Annotated in this window: 11 protein-coding genes; 2 read left to right on the plus strand and 9 right to left on the minus strand. The window is 70.3% G+C overall.

Going from position 1 to position 13,271, the window contains the following annotated elements; genetic code table 11:
* Positions 1-91 precede the first annotated feature (91 nt).
* On the plus strand, positions 92-865 hold the full coding sequence (locus ACWDY5_RS32890; protein ID WP_449726031.1) for a hypothetical protein: 774 nt from the start codon (positions 92-94) through the stop codon (positions 863-865).
* Between the two features lie 57 nt (positions 866-922).
* Here the strand turns inward: ACWDY5_RS32890 and ACWDY5_RS32895 are convergent, their stop codons facing one another.
* Genes ACWDY5_RS32895 through ACWDY5_RS32910 form a run of 4 tightly spaced genes read right to left on the minus strand, consistent with a single transcriptional unit; the run spans position 923 to position 5,916 of the window.
* On the minus strand, positions 923-1,528 hold the full coding sequence (locus ACWDY5_RS32895; RefSeq protein WP_449726032.1) for a GTP-binding protein: 606 nt from the start codon (positions 1,526-1,528) through the stop codon (positions 923-925).
* On the minus strand, positions 1,509-2,114 hold the full coding sequence (locus tag ACWDY5_RS32900; RefSeq protein ID WP_252482333.1) for a DUF742 domain-containing protein: 606 nt from the start codon (positions 2,112-2,114) through the stop codon (positions 1,509-1,511). Before ACWDY5_RS32900 ends, ACWDY5_RS32895 begins: the two co-directional genes overlap by 20 nt.
* Positions 2,115-2,138: 24 nt before the next feature.
* Positions 2,139-2,561 (minus strand): roadblock/LC7 domain-containing protein, encoded by a 423-nt coding sequence (locus ACWDY5_RS32905; RefSeq protein ID WP_252482332.1) that lies wholly within the window; start codon positions 2,559-2,561, stop codon positions 2,139-2,141.
* 37 nt (positions 2,562-2,598) lie between these two features.
* The gene (locus ACWDY5_RS32910; protein ID WP_449726033.1) at positions 2,599-5,916 is read right to left on the minus strand and encodes a nitrate- and nitrite sensing domain-containing protein; all 3,318 of its coding nucleotides are present in this window, start codon (positions 5,914-5,916) and stop codon (positions 2,599-2,601) included.
* 515 nt (positions 5,917-6,431) lie between these two features.
* Here ACWDY5_RS32910 and ACWDY5_RS32915 point away from each other — a divergent pair.
* Positions 6,432-7,415: an ABC transporter substrate-binding protein gene (locus ACWDY5_RS32915; RefSeq protein WP_449726034.1), complete on the plus strand. Its 984-nt coding sequence runs from the start codon at positions 6,432-6,434 to the stop codon at positions 7,413-7,415.
* Here ACWDY5_RS32915 and ACWDY5_RS32920 read toward each other — a convergent pair.
* From ACWDY5_RS32920 to ACWDY5_RS32940, 5 genes are all read right to left on the minus strand, one after another.
* Positions 7,408-8,895 carry a tripartite tricarboxylate transporter permease gene (locus ACWDY5_RS32920; protein WP_449726055.1) on the minus strand — a complete coding sequence of 496 codons (1,488 nt, stop codon included), beginning with the start codon at positions 8,893-8,895 and terminating at the stop codon, positions 7,408-7,410. The two genes, ACWDY5_RS32915 and ACWDY5_RS32920, sit on opposite strands and share 8 nt — an antisense overlap.
* Before the next feature lie 48 nt (positions 8,896-8,943).
* Complete coding sequence (locus ACWDY5_RS32925) at positions 8,944-9,909, minus strand: Bug family tripartite tricarboxylate transporter substrate binding protein (protein WP_449726035.1); 966 nt, start codon at positions 9,907-9,909, stop codon at positions 8,944-8,946.
* A gap of 80 nt (positions 9,910-9,989) precedes the next feature.
* Positions 9,990-11,504 carry a tripartite tricarboxylate transporter permease gene (locus ACWDY5_RS32930; RefSeq protein WP_449726036.1) on the minus strand — a complete coding sequence of 505 codons (1,515 nt, stop codon included), beginning with the start codon at positions 11,502-11,504 and terminating at the stop codon, positions 9,990-9,992.
* The gene (locus ACWDY5_RS32935; RefSeq protein ID WP_449726037.1) at positions 11,501-12,043 is read right to left on the minus strand and encodes a tripartite tricarboxylate transporter TctB family protein; all 543 of its coding nucleotides are present in this window, start codon (positions 12,041-12,043) and stop codon (positions 11,501-11,503) included. The genes ACWDY5_RS32930 and ACWDY5_RS32935 overlap by 4 nt, the downstream gene beginning before the upstream one ends.
* The gene (locus tag ACWDY5_RS32940) at positions 12,040-13,035 is read right to left on the minus strand and encodes a Bug family tripartite tricarboxylate transporter substrate binding protein (RefSeq protein WP_449726038.1); all 996 of its coding nucleotides are present in this window, start codon (positions 13,033-13,035) and stop codon (positions 12,040-12,042) included. The genes ACWDY5_RS32935 and ACWDY5_RS32940 overlap by 4 nt, the downstream gene beginning before the upstream one ends.
* Between the last annotated feature and the right edge of the window lie 236 nt (positions 13,036-13,271).

Raw genomic sequence — 13,271 nt, forward strand, 5'->3', positions numbered from 1 at the left:
TAGTGGCCTGTTCGCGCTTAGCGTTCTTCGCAGCGGAGGTTGTCACCTGCACCGGCCACCTCCGACCGAACCAACTGCGAGGAGGAATGGCATGACCATTTCCCGACTGGCCCTGCGCTCAGCCGCGGGCTTCACAGCGGTATCGCTCGGCATGCTGGCCTGTGCCGGACTGGCCTCCGCTGACGACCATCCGCACCACCGGCCGCACGACCGGCCGAACGTCAACGCGGGCGTGAACGCGGGCATCTCGATCAGCGGGCTCGGCATCGGCATCGGCATCGGCGACATCGACCTGGGCGTCGGCATCGGCATCGGCGTCGGCATCGGCGGCTCGGTCGGCATCAGCATCGGCGACGACGACGATGACGACGACGACGACGACGATGACGATGACGATGATTCCATCGGAGTCGGCGTGCACGCCGGGATCGGCCTGGACCTGGACCTCGACGCGCACGTCGACGCGGATGCCGGCGTCCACCTGGGCGACGGGATCAGGAAGGCGGCCAACGCCAAGATCGCCGGCCAGCAGGCCAAGGCCAAACCCAAGGTCAAGGTCCAGCCGAGGGCCGCGAACGACGTGCCGAACATCAACGTCCGGCCGGCCGCGGGGTTGAAGCTGACCGGGCTGAACGCGGGCGCCGGGGTCGGCGACCTGAAGGTGGCCGTGGTCGCCGACGCGGGCCTGGCCTGCTCGGCGGCGGCCGGCGTGGGCGTCAAGCCGATCTCCGCGGCGGCCGGGGCCGGGTGCAGCACAGCCGCGGGAGTCGGCCTGCACGTGGGCGATGGCGACTCGCGGAAGTCCACGGCGGAGCGGATCCGCGCTGCGGCAAAGGCCAAGATCACCGAACGCGCGAAGCGCTAGCAGCGGTAGCTCGAAGCGCCCCGGCTGGTTCAGCCGGGGCCTTCGTGCGTTTCGGGCTCAGCCCGCGCGGACGGCCATCCACTGGCGCATGGCGTGCTCCACCAGGTGGATCAGCGCCTGCTTGGTGGACTCCCGGCTGCGGGCGTCGCAGGTGATGATCGGCACCGACTCCTCGATGGTGAGGGCCTCGCGCACGTCCTCGACGCGGTGGTGCAGCGTCCCGTCGAAGCAGTTGATCGCCACGACGTAGGGCAGCTGCCGGTCGTCGAAGAAGTCGATCGAGGCGAAGGCGTCGGCCAGCCTGCGGGTGTCCACCAGCACGACCGCGCCGATGGCGCCGCGCACCAGGTCGTCCCACATGAACCAGAACCGGTGCTGACCCGGGGTGCCGAACAGGTAGAGGATCAGGTCGCTGTCCAGCGAGACACGACCGAAGTCCATCGCCACCGTGGTGGTGACCTTGTTCGGCGTGGCGCTGAGGTCGTCGACCCCGACACTGGCCTCGGTCATCACCGCTTCGGTGGTCAGCGGCACGATCTCGGACACCGAGCCGACGAACGTCGTCTTCCCGACGCCGAACCCGCCGGCCACCACGATCTTGGCCGAGGTGGTGGCCCGCCGGGTGTCCGGCGAGTTGCGGGGATTAGAGCCTGCGGAGGCCACTGAGCACCCTTTCCAGGAACGCAAGCGACGGCCGGTCCCCCATTACCAAACCGCCCTGGTGAATCGTGACAAGCCCGAGCCCCGCCATGTCGCCGATGAGCACCCGCACGACCCCCAGCGGCAGCCGCAGGTGCGCGGCGACCTCGGCGACCGAGCGGGCGTCCAGGCAGAGCCCGCAGATCGAGCGGTGTTCGGGCAGCACCGCGGCGTCCCGGCCGTGGTCGCTGGTGGACACCAGCGCCTCGATGGCCAGGTCGTAGTCGGGGCGGGTACGCCCGCCGGTCCGGGTGTAGGGGCGCACCAGCGAACCGGTCTCGGTGAAGGGGTCCGGCTCGGCCGAGGCGGCCCCCGGCGCGGCCTGCTGGGGGATGGGGGAATCCTCGACCATCCCGCCGCCGAACAGGTCCGCGCCAGGGCCGCCGAACAGCCCTGAGCCCATCCCGTCCAGCCCGCCGCGCGGCGACAGCGTGTCCGGGTGCTCCGCCCGGAGTTCGCCGTCGTCGTCCGGCTCGTTGTATCCGAAGCCGCCCAGCGCCCACTCCTTGTAGTCGAACCGGTCGCCAGTGAAGCCTGAACCTGTGGTCATCGCCGCGTCACCCCCATCGACTCATTATCTGCGCACCACGCCGTGCAGCTGGGCGCGCAGTTCGGGGGTGAGCTGCTGACCGACCCGCTCCACGAGCAAGGTCATCTCGTACGCCACCAGGCCGATGTCGCAGTTCGGCGCCGCGAGCACGGACAGGCAGGACCCGTCGCTGATCGACATCAGGAACAGGTAGCCCCGCTCCATCTCGACCACCGTCTGGGCCACCTCGCCCGCCTCGAAGCACCGAGCCGCACCCGCGGTCAGGCTGACCAGGCCGGAGGAGACCGCCGACAGCTGTTCGGCGCGATCCCTGGGCAGGCCCTCCGACCCCGCGAGCATCAGACCGTCGGCGGAGACCACGACCGCGTGGGCGACACCGGGCACCCGGCGCACGAAGTCAGTGATCAACCAACCGAAGCTGCCTGGCTGTTGGACTGACTCGGTCACGCGGACTCCTCCTCAAGGGCCGTCACCGCTGGCTCGTTCACGGCTGCTCCTCGTTCCTCGCCTGCCCGTTGGAGCGGGTCTCGTCGTCGTTCGGTCCCTGAGCCGACTCGTTCGTCAGGACATCGATCCTGGCGTGCCTTCCCCGGCGCAGACCCTGCTGGAAACTTGACATCCTCCCACGAACATTGTCCGCGGAGCGACCGGACGCCGGAGTCTTCGACGGCAGCGTCTGCTGACGGGGTGCCGCCGAGCCCGGCACCAGGTGCGCCTTCGGCACCCGCTTGGGCAGTCCGGACGGGGTCTGCTGGGACAGCGCCTTGGCACTGCTCAGCACGGCCTCGGCCTGCTGCCAGCCCTCATCGCCCGGCGAATGCCAGTCGGTGCTCGGGCGGCGTGCGGTCACCGTCTCATCCTGGAGGCGCACGGCCGGACGTTCAACCGCCGGGCGCCGCTGCGGGGCCGGTTCGGGCTCCGGCTCCGGCTTGGCCACCGGCACCGCGGGCTGCGGCGCGGAGCGCTCGGCCGGGCGTTCCGGCTCGACCGCGCGCTGCGGCTCCGCCGGACGCGGCGGCTCGGCAGGCCGCTGGGGCTCTGCCGGACGCTGCGGCTCGGGCGCCCTGACCTGCTCGGTCTTGGGCTTGGGCAGCCGGACCCGCTCGGTCTTCGGCTCCGGCCGGGCCGCCTGGGCGGCGGCCGAGGACTTCACCGGCGGGACCGGGCCGAGGCCCAGGTCGCCGCGGTCGGAGCCGAGGTAGGGCGCGGCCCCGCCGACCGGCTCGCTGTCCACGGCCTGGAACCACTGCGAGAGCACCGCCTCGTAGATCGGCAGCCGCTCAGTGGGGGCGTCCAGGTCGTACTCGACGCCCTTGGGGCGCTCCCCGGTCCCGTTCAGCGCGCCGTAGGCGGGCGGCGTGACCGAGGCCCTGGGCACGATCGGGTTGCGGCCGGCCTGGGTCTGCTCGGCCACCGGCTCGGGCTCCGGCTCCGGGACGGGCTCCGGCTGCGGCGCGGGCGGCACCACGGGCTGGAAGATGTCCCTCGGCGCGGACAGCTCCGGCGGAGCCGCCGGGTCCTGCTCGCCCCGGCCGGTGAGCACCTGGACGGTCAGGTCCGGGTGGTCGCCCGAGTCCGCCACCGGGCCGCTCACCTCGGCAGGCTGCTCCGGCTCCGCCACCGGCGGGACCGGCGGCAGGGACGGCTGGCTCTGCTCCGCCGGGGCGGAGGTCGAGGTGAACAGCGACTGGTGCTCGCCGGTGTTGATCACCGAAGCGGCGGTCTGCTGGTAGGGCGAGGGCACCGGCGGCTGCGACCCGGTGTGCGACTGGGTGAACAGCGACCCCGCCGAGGTCCGGCTCGCCGAGGGGGAGCTCAGCCCCTGGATCAGCTCGGCCGGTACCACCACGAGCGCGGTGGTGCCGCCCTCGATGTCCTCGTTGTTGCGCAGGCGGACCCGGATGTCGTGCCGCTGGGCCAGCCGGCCGACCACGAACAGGCCCATCCGCCTGGAGACCGCGACATCGACCTCCGGCGGGTCGGCCAGCCGCTGGTTGTAGTCGGTGATCTCCTGCTCGGGCATGCCCACACCGCGGTCGCTGATCTCGATCGCCAGCTCGCCCTTGCGGGTGCGGGCGGTGCGCACGGTGACCTTGGTGTTCGGGTCGGAGAACGCGGTGGCGTTGTCCAGCAGCTCGGCCACCAGGTGCACCACGTCGTTGACCGCGCGGCCCATCACGGCCAGGTCGGGCACCGCGGTGACCTGCACCCTGGCGTACTGCTCGACCTCGGAGACCGCGGCGCCGACCACCTCGGCCACCGGCACCGGGCGGGTGAGCCGCCTGGTGAGGTCGGTGCCCGCGAGGACCAGCAGGTTCTCCGAGTTGCGGCGCATCCGGGTGGCCAGGTGGTCCAGCTCGAACAGGCTGGAGAGCTGGTCCGGGTCCTGCTCGTCCTGCTCCAGCCGGTCGATCAGGCTCAGCTGGCGTTCGACCAGCGCCTGGGACCGGCGAGAGAGGTTGACGAACATCGCGTTGACGTTGTCCCGCAGCAGCGCCTGCTCAACCGCCAGCCGGACCGCCTCGCCGTGCACCGCGTCGAAGGACCGGGCGACCTGCCCGACCTCCTCGCGGGTGTGCACGGGCACCGGCTCGATGGCGGTCTTGGCCGACTCGGCCGGGTCCGGCGCGGCCAGGATGCGCTCGACCGCCTCCGGCAGCTTCCGGTCGGCCACCTCCAGCGCCGTGCGGCGCAGGATGCGCAGCGGGCGCAGCAGCGAGTAGGCCACCAGCATCGCCAGGAACACGGCCAGCGCGAGCGCGGCCAGCACCAGGATGGAGCGGGTGGTCGCCGAGGCGCGCACGGCGGCCGCCGCGGCCGCGGTGTCCGCCTTGAGCTGGTCGATCAGCGAGTTCTCGACGCGCTGGGTCAGGTTGATGGTCAGCGTCGCGGCCATGTCCCAGCGGTCGGTGGCCAGGTTGCTGAAGGCCGCGGCCTGCGGGGCCTGCGGCTGGGCGGCCAGCTGGAGCACGGCCTCCTGCATGTCGTTGGCCACGTCGACGATCAGACCGGTGACGGTGTCGTCGTACTGCCGCCGCTGCTCCGGCGTGGCCGACTTGCGGAAGTCGTTGCGCGCGGCCTCCAGCTCGGCGTCCGCGGCCAGGATCTGCCTGGTCTGGGTCGGCTCGAACTTCTTCTGCTGCAGGATGTCCAGCAGGATCGCGCGCTTGCGGGAGACCTGCTCCTTGGCCCGGCCGAGGGCGACCGCGGCCAGCTGCAACCGGATCAGCTCCGGCTCGTCGGCCTGGGTGCCCGCGATCTCGCCCAGGTCCAGCAGGGCCCCGATGGACTCGGTGTAGTTGCGCAGGATCTCGGACTCGGGGTAGGCGGTGACGCCCGCCACCTGGCGCAGCCGGTTCAACCGCTCCAGCTGCTGCACGACGGTGACGTAGGAACGCCTGGTGTCGTCATCCAGTGAGGGACCAACCTCGTTGAGCTGGTTGCGCAGCACCTCGGTGGCGTCGATGACGCGCTTGCGCTGGCGGTCCAGCACACCGACCTGGTCTTCCTTCTCATTATCGGTGGAGGCGACGTAGCGGACCGTGAGGTCCCGCTCGCGCTGCATCTGGTGCACCAACGTGGCCACGCTGCCCTGCAACTGGGCCTGCGTCGCGAGCCTGGCCAGCCGGCCGGCCTGGTCGATCTCGTTGGTCACCTGGACGCCACCCAGCACAAGGGCGACCACCGTCGGGATGAGGAGTACGGCGAGCAGCTTGCTGCGCAGGCGCCAGTTGCGCAGGCGCCAGCGGGCCGTGCCCACCTCCTGCGCGGACTTGGCCTGCGATGGCTTGTCCGTGCTCACCGGTGTGGAGTCCGGTGTCGCGGCTGCCGGCATCTGCTTGGCCCCGTTACTCTTCGAAGCCGCCTCATCACCCTTTTCGGGGGTCTCCGAGCGCGGGGCTTCCCCCGCGCCACGCTGGCTGGGACCTTTCTCTCGACGGGCCACCCTGGGCTTCCTCTTCCAGCAGCAGTGTCCCGGTCCCTCCCCGGACCGAGGTTGGACTCGCGAATCGGGCCGAATTGCAGCACAGCTCCTACTCGGGACGCCAGGGGGGTTGGCGCCGAGCACACGCGTGGCAGAGCTGAACCACCAGCGGCTAGGCCGGAGAGCCTAGTGGGAATCCCCCACGGCGCGAAAGGGCAGGATTGCGCAACGTGTCCAAAGCTCTACCTGAAGTCCTGCTTGTGGGTGGTCTCTACCTCGTTAGCATCTACTTCCGGCACACTGCGACACTGCGCATAGACAGCGCGTGCACCGCGATGTAGGTCAGCCGTGGCAGCACGCGGCTAGAAGCAGGACGGCGAGAGGCTCTCCCGATGGCGAACAAGACACTGCGCCGCAGCGTGGCAGTGGTGCTGAGCACGGCAATGGTGGCGGTGACGGCGAGCTGCTCGCTCTTCGGCGGCGGCGGCGCCGGCGCCAAGCCGGTGCTGGAGAAGACCACCCTGCGAGTCGGCTTCCTGCCGCTGGTGGACGTGGCGCCGCTGTTCATGGCCAAGGAGGACGGCAAGTTCTCCGCCATCGGCCTCAACGTCGACACGATCAGCATGAACTCCGAGAAAGACGCGATGACGGCCCTGAACAACGGGACCATCGACATCGCCTTCGCCAGCCACGTGACCTTCTTCAAGGCCGCGGCCGAGGGCACGGAGCTCCAGCTGCAGGGTGAGGCGTACCAGGCGGGCACCAACACGATGGCCCTGGTCACGCTGAAGAACTCCACCTTCACCGCGCTCAACCGCGGGAACTCCCGGCCGACCATCGGCGTGGACTCCACCGACAGCATCGGCGCGCTGACCACCAAGACCGTGTTCAAGGCGGCCGGGGTGAACGAGGTCAAGCTGGAGCAGGTCGAGTTCGGCAAGATGGAGTCCGCGCTGCTCACCGGCAAGGTCGAGGCGGCCTGGATGGTGGAGCCGCACCTGACCAGGGTGCAGAAGCAGATCGGCGCGGTCGTGCTCAGCGACACCGCCCGCGGCGGCACCCTGGACTTCCCGATGTCCGGCTACGCGGCCACCCGGCGCGCGGCCGAGGAGAGCCCGAAGACCTTCGCCGCCTTCCGCCAGGTGCTCAGCGAGGCCCAGCTGCTCGGCACCAACCACCTCAAGGTGCAGGAAGTGCTGATCAAGTACGCCACGCTGGACCCGCAGACCGCGGCCCTGGTCGCGGTGGGCACCTTCCCGGTGTCGATCAACCCGGTCCGGCTGCAGCGGGTCGCGGACATGATGGAGAGCAACAAGCTGCTCAACACCCGCCTGGACGTGCTCCAGCTGCTGCCGCCGTCGGCGCCGGTCAACTGACCCCGGCCGGCCGGGCGCGCAGCGCCCTGAGGCCGCGCAGCAGCAGCGGGGACAGCATGCTCAGCAGGGCCAGCCCGAGCACGATCTTGGCGAACGGGCTGGCCAGCAGTGTGGCCGGATCACCCTGGCTGACCTGCAGCGCCTTGCGCAGGTTCTCCTCCGCGATCGGCCCGAGCACCAGCCCGAGGATCGCCGGCAGCACCGGCCAGCCGTAGCGCCGCATGGCCAGCCCCAGCACGCCGAGGGCCAGCAGCACCAGCAGCCCCGAGTACTGCTGGCTGCCCGCGTAGGCCCCGAGCGAGGCGCAGACCAGGATGCCCGCGTACAGGTACGGCCTCGGGATGCGCAGGATCTTCACCCAGATGCCGACCAGTGGCAGGTTCAGGACAAGAAGCATCACGTTGCCCAGGTACAGCGAGGCGATCAGCGTCCAGACCAGCAGCGGCTGGCTCTGGAACAGCAGCGGGCCCGGCTCGATGCTGTAGCTGCCGAAGGCGGCCAGCATCACCGCGGCGGTGGCCGAGGTGGGCAGGCCCAGGGTGAGCAGCGGCACCAGCATGCCAGCCGCGCCGGCGTTGTTGGCGGCCTCCGGCCCGGCCACGCCCTCGATCGCGCCCTTGCCGAACTCCTCCGGCTTCTTCGCCAGCTTCTTCTCCACCGCGTAGGACAGGAAGGTGGAGATCACCGGGCCGCCCGCGGGCACCGCGCCGAGCGGGAAGCCCAGCGCCGCGCCACGCAGCCAAGGCTTCCAGGACCGCTTCAGATCCTCCTTGGGCAGCCACCAGACCCGGTTGACCGGGATCACCTCCGGCGCCCCGTGGCGCAGCCTGGCGGCGGTGTAGAGGGCCTCCCCGACGGCGAACAGGCCGACCGCGGCGATCACCAGGTCGACGCCGTTGACCAGTTCGCCGATGCCGAGGGTGAAGCGCTCCTGGCTGGACATCGGGTCCAGGCCGACCAGGCCGAGCACCAGCCCGAGGGCCAGGCTGGCGAAGCCGCGGATCGCGCTGCCGCCGAGCATGGTGGCCACCGTGCAGAAGGCCAGCACGGTCAGCGCGAAGTAGTCCGCCGAGGTCAGGTGCACCGCCCAGTCCGCGACCTGCGGGGCCAGCAGGGCCAGCAGCACGGTGCCGATGGTGCCGGCCACGAACGAGCCGAGGGCGGCAGTGGCCAGCGCCTGTGCCCCCCGGCCCGCCCGGGCCATCTTGTTGCCCTCCAGCGCGGTGATCACCGACGCCGACTCACCAGGGGTGTTGAGCAGGATGGAGGTGGTGGAACCGCCGTACATCCCGCCGTAGAGCACCCCGGCGAACATGATCAGCGCGGCCGCGGGCGGCACCGAGTAGGTGATCGGCAGCAGCAGGGCGACGGTCATCGCCGGGCCGATGCCCGGCAACACCCCGACCAGCGTCCCCAGTAGCACGCCCCCCAGGGCGAACAGCAGGTTCTCCACGGTGACCGCGGCCGCGAACCCCTGCATGACGTAGTCGAACGTGCTCAATTCTCCGCCTCTGCCGTGCGTGTGTGGTTAGGCCAGACCGATCTCGGTGAGCACCTTCTTCGCCGCCGCGCTCTCCGACTCGATGTAGCTGTCGAAGTCCGGGCCGGCCAGGAAAGCGTCTTCCCAGTCCTTGTCCCGCAGCATCTGCTGCCAGGCCTGGCTGTCCTTGAGCTTGGTGAACATGTTCACCAGGTCGGTCTTGGCGTTGCCTGCCAGGTCTGGCGTGCCGACCACGCCACGCCAGTTGACGTAGGAGATCGGCACTCCTTGCTCCTTCAACGTTTTCACGTCAGGCAGCAGCTTTGACCGCTTGTCGCCGGACACCGCGAGGGCGCGCAGGTTTCCGGCTTTCACCTGTTCGGCGTATTCGGAGACGCCGGAGATGCCGGCCTTCGCCTCGCCGGAGAGCAGCTTGGCCACCGACTCGCCGCCACCGCCCTGGTTCGGCAGGAAGTTGACCACCTTGGGGTCGATGCCGACCTCGTCGGCGATCAGCCCGGACAAGATGTGGTCCACGTCGGCCACCACGCCACCGGTGACCACGGTGCCCTTGGCGTCCTGTTTCCAGCCGGTCAGGAAGTCCTGCAGGTTGGTGTACGGGGACTTGGCCGGGACCACCAGCGCCATGCTCTCGCTGGTCAGCCGGGCCAGCGGAGTGGTGTTCTTGAGCGTCTTGCTGGACTTGGAGTTGATCACGCTGGCCACCATGACCTTGCCCATGACCATGAGCACCTTCTCGTTGCGCTCACCGGTCAGCTGGTTCAGCCCGGTGATGCCGTTGGCACCGGCCACGTTGAACACCTCGGTCCCGGTGGCCAGGTTGTCGCGTTGCAGCACGTTGCGCACCGCCTCCGCGGTCTGGTGCCAGCCACCACCGGCCTTGGCAGGCACCATCAGGCGCAAGCCCTCCATCGGCGCACCAGGCGCCGCGTTGCCGCCGTTTCCGCACCCGGCCACCAGTGCGGCGGCCATCAGCAGGGCGCCGGCCGCCATCGTTCCTCGTTGAACACGCATGGCGAGCAACCAACCACAACCAGCGATTGCATGACAGGACGTTGGAAAAGAACCAACTTTCAAGATATCGATGTGGATTCCCGCAGTTCGGCTCTGTTCTTCACGGCCGCCCGGGCCCGGAGTACCAGGGGCACCCCCACCGCGAGGACGGCCGCGCCGAGCACCACGATGGAGAACGGGGTGTGCACCAGCGCGCCCACGTCGCCCTGGCTGATCTGCAGCGCCTTGCGCAGGTTGGTCTCGGCCACCGGGCCCAGGATCAGCCCGAGGATCGCCGGCGCCACCGGCCAGCCGTAGCGCCGCATGACGAAGCCGAGCAGCCCGATCCCGGCCAGCACGACCAGGCCCTGCCAGGCGCTGCTGGCCGCGTAGGCGCCCAGCGAGGCGCAGAGCAGGATGCCCGCGTACAGGTACGGCCGGGGAACCCGCAAGATCTTCACCCAGAGCCCGGCCAGCGGCAGGTTCAGCACCAGCAGCAGCACGTTGCCCACGTACAGCGAGGCGATCAGCGTCCACACCAGCACCGGCTCGGTCTCGAACAGCAGCGGGCCCGGCTGGATGTTGTAGCTGGTGAACGCGGCCAGCATGATCGCCGCGGTGGCCGAGGTGGGCAGGCCGAGGGTGAGCAGCGGGACCAGCACCCCGGCCGCGGCCGCGTTGTTGGCCGCCTCCGGCCCGGCCACGCCCTCGATCGCGCCCTTGCCGAACTCCTCGGGCCGCTTGGTCAGCTTCTTCTCCACCGCGTAGGACAGGAACGTGGTCACGTCCGCGCCGCCGGCCGGGACCGCGCCGATCGGGAACCCGATCAGGGTGCCGCGCAGCCAGGGCCGCCAGGACCGCTTCAGGTCCTCCCTGGGCAGCCACCAGACCTTGTTCACCGGGATCACCTGCGGGGCCCCGTGCCGCATCCTGGAGGCCACGTACAGCGCCTCGCCGACGGCGAACAGGCCGACCGCGGCCACCACCACCGGCACGCCGCGGGAGAGCTCGTCCACGCCGAAGTCGAACCGGCTCTGCCCGGTCTGCGACTCGGTGCCGATCAGCCCGAGGAACAGCCCGAGCGCGAGCGCGGCCACCCCGCGCAGCGGCGAGGCGCCCAGCATCGCCGAGACGGTGCAGAAGGCCAGCACGGTCAGCGCGAAGTAGTCCGCCGAGGTGAGCTTGATGGCCCACTCCGCGATCTGCGGGGCGAGCAGGGACAGCAGCAGGGTGCCGATGGTGCCCGCGACGAAGGAGCCGATGGCCGCGGTGGCCAGCGCCTGCGCGCCCCGGCCCGCCCTGGCCATCTTGTTGCCCTCCAGGGCGGTGATGATCGAGGCGGACTCACCGGGGGTGTTGAGCAGGATCGAGGTGGTGGAGCCGCCGTACATGCCGCCGTAGTAGATGCCGGCGAACATGATCAGCGCGGCGGCCGGCGGCACCAGATAGGTGATCGGCAGCAGCAGGGCCACCGTCATCGCGGGGCCGATTCCGGGCAGCACCCCGACCAGCGTGCCCAGCAGCACGCCGAGCAGCGCGAACAGCAGGTTCTCCACGGCCAGGGCGCTCTCGAAGCCCTGGAGCAGCGCGCTCACCCGAGCAGGCCCTGCAGCGGGCCGCCGGGCAGGTAGGCGCCGAGGCCGAAGACGAACACCGCCCACAGCGCCAGTGCCAGTGCCAGCGCGCTGACCACGATCACCCACCAGCGGCGGGCGCCCAGGATCACCGCGGTGCCCGCGAACAGCAGCGCGGCGGCCAGCGGCCAGCCGATCGGCTCGATCAGCACCGCGTGCCCGGCGAAGAGCCCGACCAGCAGCAGCACCGCGCGCTTGTCGCTGCGCTGGCTGAGGTCGACGTCCTCGCCTTCCTCCGGCGGGGCGGCCTGGCCGCGCAGCACCTGCACGGTGAGCAGCACCGCGACCCCGACCAGCAGGCCGCCGATGAGGTAGGGGAACAGCCGGGGCCCGGCCACCGCGGCGGCCGGCGGGACCATGATCGTCGGAGTCTCGACCAGGACGTACACGCCCAGGCCGCCGAGCAGTGCGGTCAGCAGCAGCTCACCGCTGACGCGGGCTCGGCCGCCCCGGTTTCCGGGACGGCCGAGTTCCGAGCTGTGGTCGGTGCTGGTGGTCACTTGATCCCGCCGATTTCGGCGAGCATCTTCTTCACCCGTGCCTCGTCCTCGTCGATGAACTTCGCGAAGTCCGCGCCGGTGGCCCAGGCGTCCTCCCAGTCCTTGGCCTTCAGCGTCTGCTTCCACGCCTCGCTGTTGCGCATCTTGGTGACCATGTCGACCAAGGTCTGCTTGGCGCTGTCGGACAGGCCGGGGCGGGCCACCACGCCGCGCCAGTTCAGATAGGAGATGGGCACGCCCTGCTCCTTGAGCGTCTTGGTGTCGGGCAGCAGCGTGGAGCGCTTGTCACCGCTGACCGCGATCGCGCGCAGCTTGCCGGACTTGACGTGCTCGGAGAACTCCGAGACCCCGGAGATACCGGCCTTGACCTCGCCGGAGAGCAGCTTGGCCACCGCCTCGCCACCACCGGAGTTGGCCACGTAGTTCACCTGACCGGGGTCGATGCCGACCTCGTCGGCGACCAGTCCGGCCAGGATCTGGTCCGCGCCGCCAGCCGAGCCACCGGTGATCACGGTGCCCTTGGGGTCCTGCTTCCAGGTGGTCAGGAAGTCCTGCAGGTTGATCTCGGTCTGGGTGGCCGGGACCACGATGATCAGCGCCTCGCCGGTGAGCTTGGCGATCGGCGTGGTGTCCTTGAGCGTTTTGTCCGACTTCGCGTTCAGAATGCCACCGACCATGACCTGACCCATGATCATCAGCAGCTTGTCGTCCTTCTCGCCGGCCATCTGCTTGAGGCCGGTGACCCCGCCCGCGCCCTCCACGTTGAACACCTGCGCGCCGGTGGCCAGCTTCTCCTTGAGCAGCACGTCCTGCATGGCCTGCGCGGACTGGTGCCAGCCACCGCCCGGCTTGGCCGGCGCCATCAGGCGTAGCCCCGTGACCGGCTGGTTCGCCCCGCCACTGGCGCCCCCGGTACATCCGGCGAGCAGGGTGGCGGCCGTGGTCACGACACCGGCGGCGATTAACCGCCGTCGCGGAATCTGGCGAAGCATTCGGGGGTCCTTCCTCCATGGAGGGAAGTTGCATGGGTGGAAGCGCGTTCCATTTACCCAGTGATGTGCTGGGCGGAACGGGCAGCATTCCAGCACATCAGCGCCCTATACCACTACCGCCGAACGCGAGGAAGTGTCGGAAGTTCTCTGAAGCGCACCCGCACGACCTGCCCGAACGAACTTGACTTCCGGGGTCACTACCCTAGAAGGCCAGGAAACCGCCACCAGGCCCAGGA

It is taken from the genome of Crossiella sp. NPDC003009 (assembly GCF_053591555.1).

What these genes read in the sequence shown, in the direction of transcription:
- ACWDY5_RS32890 (WP_449726031.1), top strand. Translation starts at nt 92, where the DNA reads ATGACCATTTCCCGACTGGCCCTGCGCTCAGCCGCGGGCTTCACAGCG.
- ACWDY5_RS32900 (WP_252482333.1), bottom strand. Translation starts at nt 2,114, where the DNA reads ATGACCACAGGTTCAGGCTTCACTGGCGACCGGTTCGACTACAAGGAG.
- ACWDY5_RS32915 (WP_449726034.1), top strand. Translation starts at nt 6,432, where the DNA reads ATGGCGAACAAGACACTGCGCCGCAGCGTGGCAGTGGTGCTGAGCACG.
- ACWDY5_RS32920 (WP_449726055.1), bottom strand. Translation starts at nt 8,895, where the DNA reads ATGCAGGGGTTCGCGGCCGCGGTCACCGTGGAGAACCTGCTGTTCGCC.
- ACWDY5_RS32925 (WP_449726035.1), bottom strand. Translation starts at nt 9,909, where the DNA reads ATGGCGGCCGGCGCCCTGCTGATGGCCGCCGCACTGGTGGCCGGGTGC.
- ACWDY5_RS32940 (WP_449726038.1), bottom strand. Translation starts at nt 13,035, where the DNA reads ATGCTTCGCCAGATTCCGCGACGGCGGTTAATCGCCGCCGGTGTCGTG.